The following is a 20291-nucleotide window of genomic DNA, read 5'->3' on the forward strand; positions in this document are numbered from 1 at the left end:
GTGGAACGCCGTACCGAGGTGTTCCACGCGCAGAGCGTCGGCTACAACATCACCGCCCGGATCCTGTCCCACAGCGAATTCGGCGTAACGACAGCGAATTCGCTGTGGGCCGCGACAGCTACCCATCCCCGGAACGCCCGTGGTCTCCCGGCACCCGCCCTCGCGATCTTGCACTTGTCGCCCGACATTCCGGGCAGAAAGGGGAGACAAGCGCAAGATCGCGGGGCAGGGAGAACGGGAGAACGGGGGCACGGGGACGGGCAGCAGGGGCGGGGGCGGGTGGGGGTCAGGTGGGGTGGGTGAGGGGGCCCAGGGTCAGGGTGATCCGGGCGCCGCCGGTGGGGCTGGCACTCAGGTCGAGGCTGCCGCCGCTGGACTGGGCGGCCCGCTGGGCGATGTCGAGGCCCAGACCGGTCGAACCGCCGCGGCTCTCGCCCCGGCGTACCTGGTCGGCCGGCAGCCCCGGCCCCTCGTCCGCGACGGTCAACAGGGCACCGCCGCCCGGCCGCGGGGCCAGCGTCACCGTGAACGCGGTCCCGTCGGGGGTGTGCGCGAACACGTTGCCCAGCAGGGCGTCCAGGGCCGCGGCGAGGTCGTCGGCGGAGAGCCGTACCGGCAGCGGGCCGGCGGCGAGGTCGAGGGTGACGGCCCGGCCGGTGTCCTCGGCGAGCACGGACCAGAAGTTGACCCGGTCGCCCACGACGGCGGTCGCCTCGCAGCCGTCGTGGGCCGGCGTGTCGCTGCGCTTGCGGGCCTTGGTGATCAGCCCGGTGACGGCTCGTTCCAGGGCGTCGACACCGGCGGTGATCCGGGCCGCGTCGGCCGGGTCGGCCAGCGACTCGGCCTCCAGACGTAGCGCGGTCAGCGGGGTACGCAGCCGGTGTGACAGGTCGGCGACCTGCTCGCGTTCCTCGCGCAGCAGCTCCTGGATGCGGCCGGCGAGGTGGTTGAGCGCGCCGGCGACCTCGCGCAGCTCCGGCGGGCCGGACGGGGTGGCGCGGGCGGTCAGCTCGGCCCGGGCCAGACGGTGCGACACCTCGGACAGTTCGCCGATCGGCCGGACCAGGTTGCGGGCCAGCCGGTCGGCGACCAGCAGGCCGAGCAGCACCAGTGTGGCGCCGAGCCCGGCGAGCACCAGCCAGGCCCGGTTCACGCCGCGGGTCAGCTCGTCGTCGGGGACGAAGGTGCGTACGACGGCGGTGCCGTCCGGCCGGCCCTGCACCGCGACCACGATCTCGTGGCCGCCGGCGCTCTCGGCGGTGAAGCTGCGGCCCCGGGCGGCGAGTTCGACCGCCGGGGTACGCGGTGCCGGCGTACCGAGCACCGAACCGTCGGGCAGGAAGATGGTGACCGGCTGGCCGGACGCGGCGGCGACCTGCTCGGCGCTCAGCCGCAGGGTGTCCGGGTCGGCCGCGCCGACGGCGGCGACGATGCCCTGCACCTCGGCGGTGGCGGCACCGACGGCCCGGTCCTGGGCGACGGTACGCAGCAGCAGCGCCAGCGGCACCAGGAAGGCGACCAGCACCAGGATGGTGGTGGCGGCGACCAGCAGCGACAGTCGGCGCCTCACCGGGGCTCCGCCGGCGCGTCGAGGCGTACCCCGACCCCACGCACCGTGTGCAGGTAGCGGGGTTCCTGCGCGGTCTCGCCGAGCTTGCGGCGCAGCCACGACAGGTGCACGTCGACGGTCTTGTCGGCGCCGCCGTACGGCACCTGCCAGACCTCGGTCAGCAGTTCGCGTTTGCTGACCACCTGGCCGGCCCGGGCGGCGAGATGGTGCAGCAGGTCGAACTCGCGCGGGGTCAGGTCGAGCGGGGCGCCGGCGAGGCTGGCCAGCCGGGCGGCGGGGTCGACCCGCAACTCGCCGACGGTCACCGTGCTGTCGACCGGCTCGCTGCCGCCGCGGCGCAGCACCGCCCGTACCCGGGCGTCGAGCTGGGCGGCGGTGAACGGCTTGACGACGTAGTCGTCGGCGCCCGCGTCGAGCCCCCGGACGATCTCCGCCTCGTCGTCGCGGGCGGTCGCGATGATCACCGGTACCTTGCTGACCGCGCGCAGCATCCGCAGCAGTTCCAGGCCGTCGAGGTCGGGCAGGCCGAGGTCGAGTACGACGAGGTCGGGCCGGTCGTCCAGGGCGTTCTGCAGGCCACCGAGGGCGGTGTGCGCGGCGGCGACGGCGTGCCCGCGGTCGCGCAGCGCGCGGATCAGCGGGGTCCGGATCGCCAGGTCGTCTTCGATGATCAGCAGGCGGGCCACAGCAGGCACGTTATCCCGGTCGATCGGCGTTCACGGCACCCGTTAACCCTCTTTTAGGGTTCCCCGGCCCCGACGTTAACGGCGGCGGGTGGATAGTCGGGGCATGCGCCGTCGAACCGTACTCGCCGTGGCCGGCTGGCTGGCTGCCGTCGCCGCCGCCACCCTCACCGGGGTGGGGGCGGTCAACGTCATCGGGGCCGGGATCACCGGTGGCTCCGCGGGCGACGTCTACAGCCAGGAGCGGATCGCCCGGGACCTGGCCCTGCCGCCGTCGGCCGGCCCGACCGGCCCGGCACCCGAGCCGACCCCGAGCGCCACGCCGACCACACCGACCACGCCGGCCGCGACCCCGGAACCCCGGCACGCCCTGTCCACCCCGGGCGGTACGGTCGTGGCCCGCTGCGTCGGCGGCGAGGCGGAGCTGACCTCGTGGACCCCGCACCAGGGGTACGGGGCGTCCGACGTCGACCGCGGCCCGGACGACGACGCCGAGGTCACCTTCGACGGCCCGGGCGGCAGCTACGAGGTCAGCGTCACCTGCGTCGACGGGCAGCCCAGAGTGACCTGGGAGCTGGACGACTGACCCCGCGCCGCCCACCCTTCCCGATCTTGCACCTGTCGCCCGGCGAACGGGGGAGACAACCGCAGGATCGCGGGGAAGGTGCGGGGCGGGCAGGGGTCAGAAGCCGAGTTTCGCCTCGCGGAGGCGGGCCGCCAGCGGCGGGGAGCCCTCGATCTGGGCGCGGGCGGCCCGCTGCCGGCCGCTGAGGAACAGCACCAGTTCGGCCGGGGCGGCGACGAGCCGCAGGCGGTCACCGCCGGCGCCGGCGGACGTCTCGCCGTACCCGGGTGCCTGCACGAGCACGGCGGCGCGGAACCTGCGCAGGCTCAGCCGGGCCAGCGTCGACGCCCGCCGCCACAGCGTGGCCTGGAAGTCGGCGGTCAGTTCGCGCGGGTGCCAGCCCGGCTGGGCCCGTCGTACGTCCTCGTGGTGGATGAAGAACTCCAGCGTGTTCGCCGCCCGGTCGAACAGTGGGTTGCTGATCGGGCTCCACCACGGAGGATGGCGCACGAGTTCCACGATCTCCGGGTAGGGTCGGCCGGCGATCCGCAGACGGACCCGCTCGGCATACCCGCGCAGCGGCGGCAGCACGATGCCGCCGGCGGCGTCCGGCCGGCGTTCCCGGACGATCAGGTGGGCCGCCAGGTCACGGGTGCGCCAGCCGTCGTTCAGGGTGGGGGCGTCGGGGCCGACGGCGAGGAACAGGTCGGCCAGGTCCCGGCGTTCGGTCTGGGCGTACGTCGGCATTCCTGGATCGTAGGCGCGATCGGCCTTCCCGGCGCGCCGGCCGGTGCGACACCCGGCGGTGCCCGACTGTGACGGCGGTTACGTCCGTTACCAGGTCGTCACAGCGGGGCCGGGTGGGTCAGGATGGGGGGTCGCCCCGGTAAGGCCGGGGTGCGGGTAGGGGAACTTACGGCGGGGGACAGCGTGGCGAAGACGAGTCGGGACATCCTGCTTCGAGGAATGCGGATCCTCGGATACGCCATCCGGGAACAGCCCAGGATCTTCACCGTGGCGGTGGCCGGCAGCCTCGTCTTCGGCCTGGTGACCATCGCGAGCGCCTACGTGGTCGGCGCGATCGTCGGCGAGGTCGCGGCGCCCGCGGTCACCGCCGGCCAGGTCGACGTGAGCCTGCTCGCCCTCGGGGCCGCGACCCTGTTCGGGATCAGCGTCGTCAAGGTGGTCGGCATCTTCGGCCGCCGGCTCGGCGCCGGTTTCATGCAGTACCGCCTCCAGGCCAGCTACCGCCGCCGGGTGACCCGCCGCTACCTCGACCTGCCGCTGTCGTGGCACCAGCGGCACGCCACCGGCACGCTGCTGTCCAACGCCAACTCCGACGTGGAGGCGGCCTGGTACCCGATCGCGCCGCTGCCGTTCGCGGTCGGCACGGTCCTGATGCTGCTGACGGCGATGGGCTCGCTTTTCGTCACCGACTGGGTGCTGGCTCTGGTCGGCATGGCGATCTTCCCGGCGCTGTTCGCCCTCAACGTCGTCTACTCCCGCCGGATGGCACCCAAGCAGGCACTCGCCCAGCAGTTGCGGGCCGAGGTCTCCGCGATCGCGCACGAGAGCTTCGACGGCGCCCTGGTGGTCAAGACCATGGGGCGTGAGGCGCCGGAGACCGAGCGGTTCGCCGGCCGGGCCGGTGAACTGCGCGACGCGCTGATCGGGGTCGGTCGGCTGCGCGGCGTCTTCGACCCGCTGCTGGAGACCCTGCCCAGCCTCGGCACCCTGGCGATCCTGCTGGTCGGCGCGGTCCGGCTGAGCCAGGGCGCGATCACCGTCACCGAACTCGTCAGCGTCGCGTTCCTGTTCACCGTGCTCGCGTTCCCGGTCCGTGCCATCGGCTGGGTGCTCGCCGAACTGCCGCGCAGCGTCGCCGGCTGGGACCGGCTCGTCCGGGTCCTCGAGGCGACCGGCGAGATGGCGTACGGCCGGACCGAACTCGACCGGCGCGGCGGCGCCCCGGCCACCCTGACCTTCGACCGGGTCAACTACGCCTATCCCACCGGCGACGACGACCGGCCGGGCCAGCCGGTGCTGCGCGACGTGTCGTTCACCGTGCCGGCCGGCCGCACCGTGGCACTGGTCGGGCCGACCGGTTCCGGCAAGTCGACGATCGCCTCGCTCGCCGTCCGGCTGGTCGACCCGTCGTCCGGCACCGTCGACCTCGACGGGGTCGACGTACGCGATCTCGCCGCCGACTCGCTCGCCGGCACCGTCGCGCTCGTCGCCCAGGTCCCGTTCGTCTTCGACGACACCGTACGGGCCAACATCTCGCTGGACCGGTCCGGCATCGGCGACGAGGACGTGTGGGCGGCGCTGCGGCTGGCCGAGGCGGACGGGTTCGTCGCCCGGCTGCCCGAGGCGCTGGACACCATGGTCGGTGAACGCGGCACGTCGCTGTCGGGCGGGCAGCGGCAGCGGCTCACCCTGGCCCGGGCGCTGGCCGGCCGGCCCCGGCTGCTGGTGCTCGACGACGCCACCAGTGCCGTCGACCCCCGGGTCGAGGCCGCCATCCTCGCCGCGCTGCGCGATCCCGGCGCCGGGCCGGGCGGCGAATCCGGCACCGGTACGTCGATCCTCGTCGTCGCCTACCGCCGGGCCACGATCGCGCTCGCCGACGAGGTCGTCTACGTCGAGCACGGCCGGGTCGTCGCCCGGGGCAGCCACCAGGCGCTGCTCGCCGACGTGCCCGGTTACGCCAGCCTGGTGACCGCGTACGAGCGGGCCGAGGCCGAGCGGGAGCGCGAGAAGCCGTACGAGTCCGACGACGCCGCAGCGACGAGCCCGACGGCGCAGCGCAGCGAGGTGAACCAGTGAGTGACACGACTGCCGCGACGGAGAGCACCTGGCGGACGATGCGTCGGGGGCTGGCGCTGTCGCCGGAGTTGCGTACCGGGCTTGGCGGCACGATCGCGCTCGCCCTGGTGGCGATGGTCGGGCGGGCCGTGGTGCCGGTCGCGATCCAGCAGGGCATCGACCGTGGCCTCGCCGCCGAGGGCGGCCCGGATCTCGGGGTCGTCGGCGTGGTGGTGGCGGTGACGGCCGCGATCCTGGCGGTGACCACGCTGTGCGGCTACCTGATGATGCGCCGGCTCTTCACGGTCAGCGAGACGGCGCTGGCCGGGATCCGGACCCGGACGTTCCGGCACGTGCACGACCTGTCGATGCTGCACCAGCAGTCGGAGCGGCGCGGTTCGCTGGTGTCCCGGGTGACCAGCGACATCGACCAGGTCAGCCAGTTCCTCCAGTGGGGCGGGGTGATCCTGCTCATCAACGGCGGTCAGGTCGTGGTCACCGCCGTGGTGATGTCGGTCTACTCGTGGCAGCTCACCCTGGTGGTCCTGGCCGCGTTCGTCCCGGCGGTGATCGTGATCCGGGCGTTCCAGCGCCGGCTCGCCGGGGCGTACGGCGTGGTCCGCCAGCGGACCGGGGCGATGCTCGCCGCGGTGTCCGAGACCGTCGTCGGCGCGCCGGTGATCCGCGCGTACGGGGTGTCGGGCCGGATCGCCCGGCGGCTGGACGAGACGATCGACCAGCACCGGGTCGCCCAGCAGCGGGCGATCCGCACCAGCGTGACCAGCTTCTCGGTCGGCGAGATCGCGACCGGTCTGGCGCTGGCGGCGGTGGTCGTGCTCGGGGTCCGGCTCGGTGTCGACGGCTCCATGACGATCGGGCAGCTCACCGCGTTCCTGTTCCTGGTGACGCTGTTCGTCCAGCCGGTGCAGATCGCGACCGAGGTACTCAACGAGGCGCAGAACGCGATCGCCGGCTGGCGGCGGGTGCTCGACGTGCTCGACGTGGCGCCGGACGTCGCCGACCCGGGCGAGAAGGGCCGGGACCTGCCGGCCGGGCCGATCGACGTACGGTTCGCCGACGTCGCGTACGCCTATCCGGCGGGCAACGGGGAGCGTGGGCCGAACGTGCTCTCCGACGTCACGCTGGAGATCCCGGCGAAGACCCGGGTCGCGGTCGTCGGGGAGACCGGCGGCGGCAAGACCACCTTCGCCAAGCTGCTGACCCGGTTGATGGATCCGACGCAGGGCGAGGTGCAGCTGTCCGGGGTGCCGCTGACCGACGTACGGTTCGAGTCGCTGCGCCGGCGGGTGGTGATGGTGCCGCAGGACGGGTTCCTGTTCGACACCACGGTCGGCGACAACGTGCGCTTCGGGCGGCCGTCGCTGACCGACGGGGAGCTTTCGGCGGCGTTCACCGATCTCGGGCTCGCCGACTGGGTCGACGGGTTGCCGGCCGGGCTCGACACCCCGGTGGGGGAGCGCGGCGAGGCGCTCAGTGTCGGGGAGCGGCAGTTGGTGGCGCTGGCCAGGGCGTACGTCGCCGACCCGGACCTGCTGGTCCTGGACGAGGCGACGAGCGCGGTCGACCCGGCGACCGAGGTACGGCTCCAGCGGACCCTGGAGGCGGTGACGCGGGGTCGTACGACGGTCGCGATCGCGCACCGGCTCTCCACCGCACAGGCGGCCGACGAGGTGATCGTCGTCGACAAGGGGCGGGTGGTGCAGCGGGGGCCGCACGCCGAGTTGCTGCGTGACCCGGGTTCGGTCTACGCGCTGCTCTTCGCCTCCTGGCTGGAGCAGACCCGCTGATCCCGCCGGCCGGTCCGGCGGCGCGGGGGCGACCCGCCGGCCGGGCCGGCGCGGGGTGAACCCCTGGCCGGGCCGGCGCGGGTCGAACATCGGCCGGGGCGGCGGCCGGGGAGGAGGCCGCCGCCCGCGGGTCAGCGTGAGTAGAACTCGACGACGAGTTGCTCGTCGCAGAGGACCGGCACCTCGCGTCGGGCCGGTTCGCGCAGCAGGGTGGCGGTCAGGTCGGACAGGCTGACGGACAGGTACGGCGCGGTCGGGCCGTCCGGGGCGTATCCGCCGGCGGCGGCGACCTGGAACGGCGGCTTGGTCCGGCTGCGCTCGCGTACGGTCACGATCTGGCCGGGCCGCAGCCGGTACGACGGCCGGTCGACCTTGCCGCCGTCCACTGTGAAGTGTCCATGGGCGACGAGCTGGCGGGCCTGGTAGATGGTGCGGGCCAGCCCGGCCCGGTGCACGACCGCGTCGAGGCGGCGTTCGAGCAGGTTGACCAGTTGCTCGCCGGTCTTGCCGGTGCTGCGGGCCGCCTCGTCGAAGGCGCGCCGGAGTTGGGTCTCGCTGATGTTGTACTGGTGCCGCAGCCGCTGCTTCTCCAGCAGTCGGACCTGGTAGTCCGACGTCTTGCGGCGGGACCGGCCGTGCACTCCCGGCGGGTACGGGCGCCGCTCGAAGTACTTGGTGCACTTGCGGGTCAGCGGGATGCCCAGGGCCCGGGAGAGTCGCACCTTCGGACGAGCTTGGTTCACGTGGACGCCTCCTGGTTGATAAGTTAGCCTCTCCTAACTTAGGTAAGGCTAACGGATGCCGGAGGACGATGTCATGCAACCCAGCCCCGCCGAGGTCGCCCGTACTCTCGCCGCCGGCCGACTGGCCGGCACCGCGCACGTCGCCTGCCGGCCCGGCCCGCATCCGGTCCGCCACGTCACCGACCCGTCCGGACAACTGCTCCTGCTGACCCGCGCCGGCACGCTGCCCGCGTACGCCCTGCACCCGGCCGACGGCGCCGACGACGTCGCCGTCGTGCTCGACGTGCCGGACGTCCCGCCGGTGACCGGATCGCCGTCGCTCGGCCGGGTCTGGATCTCCGGCTGGGCCGCCGAACTGACCGGCGCCGCCGCGGTCGCCGCCGCCGTCGACTACGCCGCCGTCGACCCGACCGGCGACCTGCTCGACGTCGGCCGGGGCATGGTCCTGCACCGGGTCGACGTCGCCGAGGTGCGCCTCGAGCGCGCCGGCGTGATGATCGACATCGACCCGGACGACTACGCCGAGGCCGAACCCGACCCGCTGCGCGACGAGGAGGGCGAACTGCTCGCCGACCTCGGCGACCACCACGTCACCGAGATGGCCGGGTTCATCCGCCGCCAGTTGCGCGGCGCCGGCCACGACCACGAGCCGGACCACCAGCCGCAGGTGGTCCGCCTCGACCGGTACGGCTTCGTCGTCGCGATCGGCCCGCCCGGCTCGCGCTACTGCGCCCGGCTGGCGTTCCCCCGCCCGGTGACCGACCGCGCCGACCTGGCCAAACTGCTGCACCCCGTGCTCTGCCACCGCTGCGGCGAAACGGCCCCCCGCCGCTGAGACCCGCCCCGCGCCGGGGGCCTGGCCGCCACGTTGATCAAGGGGATGTATGCCGCGATTCGGGCGGCGAACACCACGACTAGTCCTTGATCAACGCGGCAACCCGGCAACGCGGCAACCCCCGGCAACCCCGGGGGAGCGCCGCCGGGGGTGGGTCAGCCGGTGCGGCGGCGGAGGGTGGCGGCGGCGAGCACCAGGGCGACGACCACCGCCCCCGACACGATCGCCAGGTCCCGCCACATCGTGCCGGTCGGCTCGGCGTTGGCGCCCACCTCCTGCAGGGCCTCGACCGCGTACGACAGCGGCAGGACGTCGCTGACCGCCTGGAGCCAGCCGGCCATCTGGTCACGGGGAACGAAGAGCCCGCAGAGCAGGAGTTGCGGGATCACCACCACCGGCATGAACTGCACCGCCTGGAACTCGGTGCGGGCGAAGGCGCTGCAGAACAGCCCGAGCGCCACCCCGAGGACCGCGTCGACCACCGCGATGAGCAGGACCAGCGCCGGGCTGCCGGCCGTGTCCAGGTCGAGGAGCCAGTACGCCACCCCGGCGGCGACGCCGGCCTGCACCACCGCGGCCAGGCCGAAGGCGATGCCGTACCCGAACAGCAGGTCGAGCCGGCGCAGCGGGGTGGTGAGCAGCCGTTCCAGGGTGCCGCTGGTCCGCTCGCGCAGCATCGCGATGCTGGTCACCAGAAACATGATCACGAAGGGGAAGACGCCGAGCATCACCAGCGCCACCCGGTCGAAGGTGGCCGGCTGGCCCGGCGGCACCGGCTGGTCGGCGTACATGAAGTCGAGCAGGGTGAGCAGCACCGCCGGCACCACCACGAGCAGCGCGACCGTACGCCGGTCGTGGCGCAGTTGCCGCAGGACGCGGCCCACCGTCGCCGCCAGGATGCGCCCGTTCACCGGTCGGCCTCCCGCTTGATCAGGCGCAGGAACGCCTCGTCGAGGTCGGCGGTGCCGGCGTCGGCGCGTACGGCGTCCGGGGTGTCGTCGGCGACCAGCCGGCCGTCGCGGATCAGCAGCAGCCGGTCGCAGCGGCCGGCCTCGTCCATCACGTGGCTGGAGACCAGCAGCGTGGTGCCGCGCGCCGCCAGGTCGTGGAACCGGGCCCACAGGTCGGCGCGCAGCACCGGATCCTGGCCGACGGTGGGCTCGTCGAGCACGACGATCTCGGGTTCGCCGACGAGGGCGCAGGCGAGCGAGGCCCGGCTGCGCTGGCCGCCGGAGAGGGTGCCGACGATCTGTCCGGCGGCGTCGGCGAGGCCGACGTCGGTCACCGCCCGGTCGGCGGCGGACCGGGGCAGGCCGTAGAGCGCCGCGAAGTAGCGGGCGTTCTCCCGTACGGTCAGGTCGGCGTAGACGCTGGGAGCCTGGGTGAGGTAGCCGAGCCGGCGGCGCAGTGGCGCGGAGCCGGCCGGCTGGCCGAGCACGGTGACGCTGCCGGACCTGATCCGCTGCACGCCGACCACGGCCCGCATCAGGGTGGTCTTGCCGCTGCCGCTGGGGCCGAGCAGCCCGGTGACGGCGCCGCGCGCGATCGTGCAGGAGATGCCGTCGAGCACCCGCCGCCCACCACGCTCGACCACCAGACCGGTGACCTCGATCGCGCTGTCCATGGCCCCTCCTCGATGAGGCACGTCCAGGCTAGTGCGTCGGGACGCCCCCGGGTTGGTCTCCTGGGAGGATGACCGTCCACCGACCGGTCCATATCCTGGCCCGATGACGATCTTCGGTTGGATCCGGGAGCAGGCCCGCCGCCGTCCCCTTCCGACCGATGTCCTGTTCGCGCTCACGGTCCTGGCCGTCACGCTGCCGTTGCTGGGCGAGCCGGGCGGGGGCACCGGCCGCGACGCTGTCCGGCTCGGCTGCCTGCTGGTCGCCGGTGCCGCCGTCGCCGTCCGGCGCCGCTGGCCGTTGCCGGCTCTCGCGGCGGCATCCCTGGCCGCGGCCGTCGGCGGCGGCGAGGGCCCCATGATCGCCGTCCTGGTCACCGTCTACACCGTCTCGGTACGCACCGACCGGCGGACCGCGTGGCTCGGCGGTACGGCCGCCACCGTGCTGACGGCGATCGGCGCGCTCGTCGACGCCGGCGGTGCCGTGCCACCCGTGGACCTGTTCGGCCTGCTGATCTGGACGGCGTTGGGTACGTCCGTCGGCGACGCGGTACGCAACCGGCGGGCGTACGTCGACGCGATGCGCGACCGCGCCGAACGGGCCGAACGCACCCGCGAGGAGGAGGCGCAGCGGCGGGTGGTGGCCGAGCGGATCCGCATCGCCCGGGAACTGCACGACGTCGTCGCCCACCACATCGCCCTGGTCAACGCCCAGGCCGGCGTCGCCGTACACCTGATGGACCGGCACCCGGCGCTGGCCCGGGAGGCGCTCGGGCACATCCGGGACACCTCCGGGGTCGCGCTCGACGAGCTGCGGGCCACGGTCGGGCTGCTGCGCCAGTCCGGCGATCCGGCCGCCCCCCGCGAACCGGTGCCGGGCCTGGCCGGGCTCGACGACCTGGTCGCCTCGTTCGCCCGGGCCGGCCTGACCGTGGACGTACGGCGGTCGGGGCAGGTGGTCCCGCTGCCGCCGCTGGTCGAACTGTCCGCCTACCGGATCACCCAGGAAGCCCTGACGAACGTGCACAAGCACGCCCGGACCGGCCGGGCCGAGGTGGACCTGCGCTACGAGCCGGACCGGGTGCGGATCACCATCCGCGACGACGGCCCGGCCCGGTCCCGTCCGGACGGGTCGGCCCGCGCCGGCCACGGTCTGATCGGGATGCGGGAGCGGGTCGACGCGGTCGGCGGCACGTTCCGGGCCGGCCCCCGTCCGGCCGGCGGGTTCGAGGTGGCCGTCGAACTCGTGCTGCGCGGTGCCGCCGTGGCCGCGCCGGCCGGCCCGGCGGTGGCCCGGTGACGATCCGGGTGGTGCTCGCCGACGACCAGGCCCTGCTGCGCGCGACCTTCCGGATGCTGATCGACGCCACCCCGGGCATGACCGTGGTCGGCGAGGCCGCCGACGGCCGGGAGGCGGTGGAACGGGCCCGCGCCGGCCGGGCCGACGTGGTGGTGATGGACATCCGGATGCCCGGCGTCGACGGCCTGGCCGCCACCCGGGAGATCGCCGAGGCCGAGGACCTGACCGGGGTACGGGTGCTGATCCTGACCACGTTCGAGGTCGACGAGTACGTCGCGGAGGCGCTCTGGGCCGGCGCCAGCGGCTTCCTCGGCAAGGGCGTCTCCCCGGAGGACCTGCTGACCGCGATCCGGGTTGTCGCGGCCGGCGACTGCCTGCTGTCGCCCACCGCCACCCGCGGGCTGATCGCCCGGTTCCGGGCCCAGCCCCGGGCCCTGACCACGCACCAGCACGAGCGGCTGGCCGAGCTGACCCCGCGCGAGCGGGAGGTGCTGGTCCTGGTCGCCGCCGGACTGTCCAACGCGGACATCGCGGCCCGGCTCTACCTGAGTCCGCTGACCGTCAAGAGTCACGTCGGCCGGACGATGACCAAGCTCGGGGTGCGGGACCGGACCCAGTTGGTGGTCATCGCCTACGAGAGCGGCCTGGTCCGGGCCGGCGAATAGCCGAGGGCCGGCGCCGGCGCGCCGGACGAGTCCGGGCCGGCGGTTACTCCCGTGGGAGTAGCCGCGAGTGGCGTCGGCGGGACGACGACGCCGGCCGGTCCGCTGGGCAGACTCGACGGCATCGGCGCGGCGCCCACGGCGGGCGCGACACCGCCGGCCGGAGGCCCGGCGCCGGCGTCCGCATCCGGACGCGGCGGCCCGGCGGTGGCCAATCACAGAGAAGAGACCCATGTCCTGGCTGTCCTCGATCAGCCTCGCCAACCGGAAGCTGGCGGCGCTGATCTCCCTCATGGTCCTGGCGATCGGCGCGTTCGCCATCCCGTCACTGAAGCAGCAGGTGCTGCCGGACCTGAACCTTCCGCTCCTCGGCGTTGTCGCCGCCGATCCGGGCTCGTCCCCGGTCGTGATCGAACAGCAGGTGGTCGAGCCGCTGGAGGCGACCCTGCGTGACCTCGACGGGGTGCGTAACACCACGTCGGTCTCCCGGCAGGGGGCCGCGACGGTGGTGCTCTCCTTCGACTACGGCACCGATCTCGTCGCCGCCCAGGCCCGGGTCAGCACCGCCGTGGGCCGGGCCGCCGGCCTGCTGCCGGCCGGCGTCGTACCGCAGGTGTTCGCGATCAGCACCTCCGACCTGCCGACGCTGACCCTGGCCGCCACCTCGACCGCCGTCGACCAGCAGGTGCTCGCCGAACGGGTCCGGCTGCGGCTGGTGCCGGAACTGTCCGGCATCGACGGCGTCAACGAGGTCACCGTCACGGGCGAACGTGCCCAGGTGGTCAGTGTCATCCCGGACCCGGCGGAGCTGGCCGGGGCCGGCCTGACCCCGGAGGCGGTCGGCGCGGCACTGGCCGCGGTCGGCCGTACCCAGCCGGCCGGCGTGCTCGCCGGCGACCGGACGGTGATCAGCGTGCAGGTCGGCGGCCCGCTGACCACGCTCGCCCAGATCGAGGACCTGCGGGTCGCGCCCGCCGCCGGCGGGACCGCCGTACGGCTCGGCGACGTCGCCACGGTCGAACTGGCCGACGCCGCCGCGACCTCGCTGACCCGGACCAACGGGGAGCCGAGCCTCGGCATCTCGCTCACCATGGACCAGGGCGGCAGCTCGTCGTACATCTCCACCCAGGTCCGGGAGAAGCTCGACGACCTGCGCGCCGCCCTCGGCGACGGCAGCGAGCTGGAGATCGTCTCCGACTTCGGGCCGGCGGTCCAGAACAGCATCAAGGGCCTGCTGACCGAGGGACTGCTCGGCATGGCGATGGCCGTCCTGGTGATCATGTTCTTCCTGCGGTCGGTCCGGTCGACCGTGGTCACCGCCGTGTCGATCCCACTCTCGCTGGTGGTCGCCCTCGTCGTGCTGTGGCAACAGGAGCTGTCGCTGAACGTGCTCACCCTCGGCGGCCTGACCATCGCCGTCGGCCGGGTCGTCGACGACTCCATCGTGGTGCTGGAGAACATCAAACGCCACCTCGGGTACGGCACCGCGAAGCGCGAGGCGGTCGTCACCGGCGTACGCGAGGTGGCCGGCGCGATCACCTCGTCGACGCTGACCACCGTCGCCGTGTTCCTGCCGATCGTCGCGGTCAGCGGCGTCGTCGGGGAACTGTTCACCCCGTTCTCGATCACCGTCGCGGTCGCCATGCTCGCCTCGCTGGTGGTGTCGCTGACCATCATCCCGGTCCTCGCGTACTGGTTCCTGCGCCCGCCGGCGGTCGGCGCCGACCCGGGGCGGTTCCGGCACGAGGCCGAGGAGGCCGAACGGCAGGGCGCGATGCAGGCCCGGTACGTGCCGACGATCCGCTGGGCGCTCGCCCACCGCGGCCGGGTCCTCGCCCTGGGCGGGGTGGTCCTGGTCCTCACCGTCGCCCTCGGCGGGGCGCTGAAGACGAGCTTCATCGGCGACTCGGACACCGACACCCTGACCGTGACCCAGCGGCTCGCCCCCGGCAGCAGCCTGACGGCGACCGACGCCGCCGCCCGGGAGGTCGAGCGGGTGGTCGGCGGGCTCGACGGCGTCGAGTCGTACCAGCTCACCATCGGCAGCGGCGACGGGTTCGGCGCGGCGTTCAGCACGACCGGCGCCGACACCGCCACGTACCTGCTCAACCTGGCCGGCGACGCGGACCCGGCCCGGGTCGAGGCGGACCTCACGCGACGGCTGGCCGGCCTCGGCGCGACGGCCGGCGAGCTGACCGTCGGCGCCGGCGGCGGCACCGACACCGGTGTCCAGGTCACCGTCACCGCCGGCGACGAGGCGGCGCTGCGGACGGCCACCGAATCCGTGCTGGCCGCGCTGCGTGGCGTCGCCGAGGTCCGCAACGTGACCAGCGACCTCGCGCGGGCCGCGCCGCAGATCGGCATCGTGGCCCGGCCGGAGGCGGCCCGCCACGGGCTGACCGACCAGCTGCTCGCGCTGGCGGTGGGCCGGGCGGTGACCGGCAGCACGGTGAGCACGGTGACCCTCGACGGCACCCGGCACGACGTCGTGGTCCAGCCGGTGGCCGCGGCCCCGACGACCGTCGCCGACCTGAACCGGCTGACGCTGCCGACCGCGGCCGGACCGGTCCGGCTGGACCGGGTCGCCACCGTCACCCTGGCCGACGCCGCGACCACCCGGACCCGGGTCGACGGGGTGGCTACCGTCACGGTCACCGCCGCACCGGTCGGCGACGACACCGGCGCGGCCACCACGGCGGTCCGCGCGGCACTCTCCGGGGTGGCGCTGCCCGGCGGCGCGGACTGGGCGCTCGGCGGGGTCACCGCCGACCAGGACGAGGCGTTCCGCCAGCTCGGGCTGGCGATGGCGGCCGCGGTCGCGCTGGTCTTCGTCATCCTGCTGGCGACGTTCCGCAGCATCCGGCAGACCCTGGTGCTGCTGGTCTCCGTGCCGTTCGCGGCCACCGGCGCGATCCTGCTGCTGCTGGTCACCGGAACCCCGCTGGGCCTGGCCGCGCTGATCGGCATGCTCATGCTGATCGGCATCGTGGTGACCAACGCGATCGTGCTGATCGACCTGGTCAACCAGTACCGGGAGCAGGGCATGGAGATCACCGAGGCGGTGGTCGAGGGCGGCCGTCGCCGGCTGCGGCCGATCGTGATGACGGCCCTGGCGACCATCTTCGCGCTGACGCCGATGGCGCTGGGCGTCACCGACCACGGCGGGTTCATCTCCCAGCCGCTGGCCGTGGTCGTCATCGGCGGCCTGGTCAGCTCGACCGCGCTGACCCTGCTCCTGGTCCCGACGCTCTACACGATGGTGGAGTCGCGCCGGGGTCGCCGGCGCCGGGGCGGCCGGCCGGAGCCCACCCCGCCGGCCCGGACGGATGCGCTGGTCGGCGCCGTACGGTGACCGTCGCCCGGGCCCCCGGCGATCCGCCGGGGACCCGGGCGCGGCGGGCTTGACTTCGAGTGCGCTCGAACTGCCAGGCTGGGTACGTGGACACCCAACTGACCGAACGGACGCTCACCGTCGGCGAGGCGGCCGAGCGGGTCGGCCTGACCACCTACACGCTGCGCTGGTACGAGCAGGAGGGGCTGGTCGCCCCGGTCGGGCGGGACACCGCCGGCCGGCGTCGCTACACCGAACGTGACGTCGACTGGCTGGTCCTGCTGACCCGGCTGCGCCGTACCGGCATGCCCGTGCGCGACATGCGGCGCTACGCCGAACTCGCCCGGCAGGGGGACCGGACCAACGCGGCCCGGCTCGCCCTGTTGAAAGCGCACCGGGACCGGGTACTCGCCCGGATGGCCGAACTCGAGGAGGACCTCACCGTGCTCAACTACAAGATCGGTTTCTACGACGGGGCGTCGGCCGGGTGCGAGGCATGATCCGCCGCCGCCTGGGCGCCACCGGCCCGGAGGTCTCCGCGATCGGGCTCGGCTGCATGGGCATGAGCTTCGCCTACGGCCAGCCCGACGACGCCGAGTCGACCCGTACCCTGAACCGCGCCCTCGACCTGGGCGTCAACCACCTGGACACCGCCGACATGTACGGCTGGGGCGCCAACGAGGAACTGCTCGGCCCGGTCGTGCGGGCCCGCCGCGACGAGGTGTTCCTCGCCACCAAGTTCGGCAACCGGTCCACCGGTGGGGGAGCCACCGGCCAGCCCGGCGCCTACGTCGACAGCAGCCCGCAGTGGGCCCGGGAGGCGTGCGACGCCTCGCTGGCCCGGCTCGGCATCGACACCATCGACCTGTACTACCTGCACCGGCGTGACCCGGCGACCCCGATCGAGGACACCATGGGCGCGCTCGCCGACCTGGTCTCGGCCGGCAAGGTACGCCTCGTCGGCCTGTCGGAGGTCAGCCCGGCGACGCTGCGGGCGGCGCACGCCGTGCACCCGGTCGCCGCCGTGCAGATGGAATACTCCCTGTTCACCCGGGACGTCGAGGGCGAGATGCTGGCGACCTGCCGGGAACTCGGCGTCGCCCTGGTCGCGTACTCGCCGGTCGGCCGGGGCTGGCTCACCGGCGGGATCACCTCCCGCGAGCAGGTCAGCGGCGACTGGCGGGCCGGCGCACCACGGTTCGCCGAGGAGAACTTCGCCGCCAACCTCGCCCTCGTCGACCGGGTCCGGGCCGTCGCCGCCGACATCGGCTGCACCCCGGCACAGGCGGCGCTGGCCTGGCTGCTCGCCCGCGGCGACGACATCCTGCCGATCCCGGGCACCAAGCGGGTCCGCTACCTGGACGAGAACGCCGCCGCCGCCGACGTGCGGCTGACCGCCGGGCAGGTCGCCGAACTGGACTCGGCGGTGCCGGCCGGCGCGGTCGCCGGGCAGCGCTACCCCGAGGCGGCGATGCGGTACGTCGGCCACTGACGGCACCGCACCGGCGGCTGACCGGCCCCGCCGGACGGCCCCGGCGGAACCCGGTGCCGCCGGCCGGGGCGGTGTCGTGGGGCGGGGTCGGCGGAGCCGGGACCCGTGCTGGAGAATCGGGGACTGTGCCCGTACCTGAACTGAACCCGGACCGGTCGCCCACCGCGCCGCCCCCGGCCACGGCGACCCCGGCGGCGGCCGGCGCCGTCCGGCCGTCGGACCTCGACCCGGCGGTCGCCGCCCGGCTGCGCCGCAACGCCGACGGCCTGATCGCCGCGGTCGTCCGCGAGCACGCCACCGGCGAGGTCCTGATGGTGGCGTGGATGGACGACGAGGCGCTGCACCGCACGCTGACCACCGGCCGGGCCACCTACTGGTCGCGCAGCCGGTCGGAATACTGGGTCAAGGGCGCCACCTCCGGCCACCACCAGTACGTCCGCTCGGTGGCCCTCGACTGCGACGGCGACGCGGTGCTGGTGAGCGTCGAGCAGGTCGGCGCCGCCTGCCACACCGGCAACCCGACGTGTTTTTTCCAGGACCTGCCCGTAGTACAGGGCAAGCCGACCTCCTTGCAGGACCTGCCCGCAGCGCAGGGCAAGCCGACGACCGGGCCGGAGGACGACCGATGACGACCGGAGCGGTGAGCCCCGACGAGGCGACCTTCGCACTACGGGCCCGCGCCCGCCGGGTGGTGCCGGTGATCCGCCGGCTGCTCGCCGACGGGGAGACCCCGGTCGGCGTCTACCGCAAGCTGGCCGGCGGGCCCGGCACGTTCCTGCTCGAGTCCGCCGAACAGGGCGCCGCCGGGGCGACCTGGTCGCGCTACTCGTTCATCGGCGTCCGCAGCAGCGCCACCCTGGTCGAGCGGGACGGCGAGGCGGTCTGGCTGGGCACCCCGCCGGCCGGGCTGCCGACCGGCGGCGACCCGGTGCGGGTGCTGCGCGAGACGGTGGCGGCGCTGGCCGGCAGCGCCGACCTCGACGCCGACAGCGGCCTGCCGCCGCTGACCGGCGGCATGGTCGGCTATCTCGGCTACGACCTCGTCCGCCGCTTCGAGCGGCTGCCGGCGCGGGCCGACGACGACCTCGGGGTGCCCGAACTCGGCATGATGCTCGCCACCGACCTCGTCGTCCTCGACCACCACGAGGGCTCGGCGATCCTGGTCGCGAACGCGGTGCTGCCCGACGACCCGGACGCCCCCGACTGGCACCGGCAGGTCGCCGCCGCCTACCACCACGCCGTCGGCCGGCTGGACGCGATGACCACCGCGCTGTCCCGGCCGATCCCACCGATGATCTCCACGGTCGACGCGCCGCCGATCGGCGACGTGGTCTGCCGGACCGCCGACGGGGCCTACCCGAAGGCCGTCGAGGAGGCGAAGGAGGCGATCCGGGCCGGCGAGTGCTTCCAGATCGTGGTCTCCCAGCGGTTCGAGCGCGAGACCACCGCCGACCCGCTCGACGTCTACCGGGTGCTGCGCACCACCAACCCCAGCCCCTACATGTACCTGCTGCGCTTCGACGACTTCGACATCGTCGGCTCGTCGCCGGAGGTGCACCTGAAGGTGACCGGCGGCAACCGGCGGGTGCTGCTGCACCCGATCGCCGGCACCCGCCCGCGCGGCGGCACCCCGCAGCACGACGCGGCGCTGGCCGCCGAACTGATCGCCGACCCGAAGGAACGCGCCGAGCACGTGATGCTGGTCGACCTCGGCCGCAACGACCTCGGCCGGGTGTGCGTGCCGGGCACCGTGGAGGTGCCGGAGTTCGCCACGATCGAGCGCTACAGCCATGTCATGCACATCGTGTCGACCGTGGTCGGGCAGTTGCGCCCGGACCGGACGGCGTTCGACGCGCTGGCCGCGACGTTCCCGGCCGGCACCCTCTCCGGCGCGCCGAAGGTACGCGCCATGGAGATCATCGAGGAGTTGGAGCCGACCCGGCGCGGGGTGTACGGCGGCACGGTCGGCTACTTCGGGTTCGGCGGCGACATGGACATGGCGATCGCCATCCGCACCGCGCTGATCCGGCGCGGCCGGGCCTACGTGCAGGCCGGCGCCGGCATCGTCGCCGACTCCGACCCGGCCGCCGAGGAGCAGGAGACCCGCAGCAAGGCGGCGGCCGTGCTGGCCGCGATCGCGGCGGCGGAGACCCTGCGGCCGGCGCGGTGACCGGCGACCGGCCCGAGGGCGACGCCGACGCCGGGGGCGCCCCGGCCGGCACCGGCCGCCGGGCACTGACGGTCGCGGTGCTGCTCGGGCTGGCCGGCGCCGGCCTGGCCAGCTACGCGGTGACCCGTACCTGGGCGGTCGAGCTGACCCCGCGGGCCGCGCCGTTGCCGCCGACCCGGACCACGTCGACCGGCGGCGACCTGCTGCCCTGGGTGACGGCGCTGGCCCTGGTCGCGCTCGCCGGGGCCGGTGCGGTGCTGGCCACCCGGGGTGCCGTACGCCGGCTCGTCGGCGTGCTGCTGACGCTGATCGGGCTCGGGATCGCCGCCGGCGGCGGCTACGGGCTGGTCGGCCTGAGCGACGTCGACGTCGGTCCCGGCTGGCCGCTGCTCTGCCTGGCCGGGGGCCTGCTGGTCGCCGCCGGTGGGGCGTCGACCGCGGCCGGCGGGCACCGCTGGCCGGCGATGGGGGCCCGCTACGACCGTTCGACCGGTGCCGCGCGCCGGGCGGCCCCGGCCCGTGGCGCCGACGGGCGGGTCGGTGGCGCGGGTACGGCGGCCGCCTGGGATGCCCTCGACCGGGGCGAGGACCCGACGGTCAACTGACCGTCTCGATCGTCTGTGGGTGGGACGTACCCCGCCCGGCGTGTCGACCGCCTGAGCCGCAGACGATCAGGACGGCGTGCGGGCGCGCCGGGCTGTCGGGC

Annotated in this window: 18 protein-coding genes; 12 read left to right on the forward strand and 6 right to left on the reverse strand. The window is 74.4% G+C overall.

Annotated features, from left to right (window positions below):
* Positions 1-286: 286 nt before the first annotated feature.
* Together AB0I42_RS25325 and AB0I42_RS25330 are read right to left on the reverse strand one after the other, a co-directional pair.
* Complete coding sequence (locus AB0I42_RS25325; protein ID WP_357540724.1) at positions 287-1570, reverse strand: HAMP domain-containing sensor histidine kinase; 1284 nt, start codon at positions 1568-1570, stop codon at positions 287-289.
* Positions 1567-2256, reverse strand: coding sequence for a response regulator transcription factor (locus AB0I42_RS25330; protein WP_357540726.1), 690 nt, complete (start codon positions 2254-2256; stop codon positions 1567-1569). Before AB0I42_RS25330 ends, AB0I42_RS25325 begins: the two co-directional genes overlap by 4 nt.
* Before the next feature lie 103 nt (positions 2257-2359).
* Here AB0I42_RS25330 and AB0I42_RS25335 point away from each other — a divergent pair, with 103 nt between their 5' ends.
* The gene (locus AB0I42_RS25335) at positions 2360-2839 is read left to right on the forward strand and encodes a septum formation initiator (RefSeq protein WP_357540728.1); all 480 of its coding nucleotides are present in this window, start codon (positions 2360-2362) and stop codon (positions 2837-2839) included.
* Positions 2840-2935: 96 nt separating this feature from the next.
* On the opposite strand, the gene AB0I42_RS25340 is transcribed toward AB0I42_RS25335, so the two are convergent.
* Positions 2936-3565, reverse strand: a complete 630-nt coding sequence (locus AB0I42_RS25340; RefSeq protein ID WP_357540730.1) for a TIGR03085 family metal-binding protein — start codon at positions 3563-3565, stop codon at positions 2936-2938.
* Between the two features lie 219 nt (positions 3566-3784).
* On the opposite strand from AB0I42_RS25340, the gene AB0I42_RS25345 reads away from it, so the two are divergent.
* Positions 3785-5644, forward strand: coding sequence for an ABC transporter ATP-binding protein (locus AB0I42_RS25345; RefSeq protein ID WP_357540877.1), 1860 nt, complete (start codon positions 3785-3787; stop codon positions 5642-5644).
* A 38-nt stretch (positions 5645-5682) separates the two neighbouring features.
* A complete protein-coding gene (locus tag AB0I42_RS25350; protein ID WP_357540879.1) occupies positions 5683-7431 on the forward strand; it encodes an ABC transporter ATP-binding protein in 1749 nt (582 codons plus the stop codon).
* Between the two features lie 131 nt (positions 7432-7562).
* Here AB0I42_RS25350 and rpsD read toward each other — a convergent pair whose 3' ends face one another.
* Positions 7563-8174 (reverse strand): 30S ribosomal protein S4, encoded by a 612-nt coding sequence (gene rpsD, locus AB0I42_RS25355; RefSeq protein WP_357540732.1) that lies wholly within the window; start codon positions 8172-8174, stop codon positions 7563-7565.
* Positions 8175-8247: 73 nt separating this feature from the next.
* On the opposite strand from rpsD, the gene AB0I42_RS25360 reads away from it, so the two are divergent.
* Complete coding sequence (locus AB0I42_RS25360; protein ID WP_357540734.1) at positions 8248-9009, forward strand: DUF2470 domain-containing protein; 762 nt, start codon at positions 8248-8250, stop codon at positions 9007-9009.
* A 155-nt stretch (positions 9010-9164) separates the two neighbouring features.
* Here the strand turns inward: AB0I42_RS25360 and AB0I42_RS25365 are convergent, their stop codons facing one another.
* Positions 9165-9920 carry an ABC transporter permease gene (locus tag AB0I42_RS25365; RefSeq protein WP_357540736.1) on the reverse strand — a complete coding sequence of 252 codons (756 nt, stop codon included), beginning with the start codon at positions 9918-9920 and terminating at the stop codon, positions 9165-9167.
* Complete coding sequence (locus AB0I42_RS25370) at positions 9917-10633, reverse strand: ABC transporter ATP-binding protein (protein ID WP_357540739.1); 717 nt, start codon at positions 10631-10633, stop codon at positions 9917-9919. The genes AB0I42_RS25365 and AB0I42_RS25370 overlap by 4 nt, the downstream gene beginning before the upstream one ends.
* A 103-nt stretch (positions 10634-10736) precedes the next feature.
* Here AB0I42_RS25370 and AB0I42_RS25375 point away from each other — a divergent pair, with 103 nt between their 5' ends.
* From AB0I42_RS25375 to AB0I42_RS25410, 8 genes are all read left to right on the forward strand, one after another.
* Entirely contained in the window at positions 10737-11930 is a 1194-nt protein-coding gene (locus AB0I42_RS25375) for a histidine kinase (RefSeq protein WP_357540741.1), read from the forward strand.
* The gene (locus AB0I42_RS25380; protein WP_357540743.1) at positions 11927-12595 is read left to right on the forward strand and encodes a response regulator transcription factor; all 669 of its coding nucleotides are present in this window, start codon (positions 11927-11929) and stop codon (positions 12593-12595) included. The genes AB0I42_RS25375 and AB0I42_RS25380 overlap by 4 nt, the downstream gene beginning before the upstream one ends.
* 229 nt (positions 12596-12824) lie before the next feature.
* Entirely contained in the window at positions 12825-15944 is a 3120-nt protein-coding gene (locus AB0I42_RS25385) for an efflux RND transporter permease subunit (protein ID WP_357540746.1), read from the forward strand.
* 86 nt (positions 15945-16030) lie between these two features.
* On the forward strand, positions 16031-16423 hold the full coding sequence (locus AB0I42_RS25390) for a MerR family transcriptional regulator (RefSeq protein WP_357540748.1): 393 nt from the start codon (positions 16031-16033) through the stop codon (positions 16421-16423).
* Positions 16420-17415 (forward strand): aldo/keto reductase, encoded by a 996-nt coding sequence (locus AB0I42_RS25395; RefSeq protein WP_357540750.1) that lies wholly within the window; start codon positions 16420-16422, stop codon positions 17413-17415. Before AB0I42_RS25390 ends, AB0I42_RS25395 begins: the two co-directional genes overlap by 4 nt.
* A gap of 125 nt (positions 17416-17540) precedes the next feature.
* On the forward strand, positions 17541-18044 hold the full coding sequence (gene hisI / locus AB0I42_RS25400) for a phosphoribosyl-AMP cyclohydrolase (protein WP_357540752.1): 504 nt from the start codon (positions 17541-17543) through the stop codon (positions 18042-18044).
* Positions 18041-19585: an anthranilate synthase component I gene (locus tag AB0I42_RS25405; RefSeq protein WP_357540754.1), complete on the forward strand. Its 1545-nt coding sequence runs from the start codon at positions 18041-18043 to the stop codon at positions 19583-19585. Before hisI ends, AB0I42_RS25405 begins: the two co-directional genes overlap by 4 nt.
* Positions 19582-20190: a Trp biosynthesis-associated membrane protein gene (locus tag AB0I42_RS25410; RefSeq protein WP_357540756.1), complete on the forward strand. Its 609-nt coding sequence runs from the start codon at positions 19582-19584 to the stop codon at positions 20188-20190. Before AB0I42_RS25405 ends, AB0I42_RS25410 begins: the two co-directional genes overlap by 4 nt.
* The last annotated feature ends 101 nt before the right edge of the window (positions 20191-20291 follow it).

It is taken from the genome of Polymorphospora sp. NPDC050346 (genome assembly GCF_040655695.1).
GTDB classification, from domain to species: Bacteria; Actinomycetota; Actinomycetes; order Mycobacteriales; family Micromonosporaceae; genus Polymorphospora; species Polymorphospora lycopeni.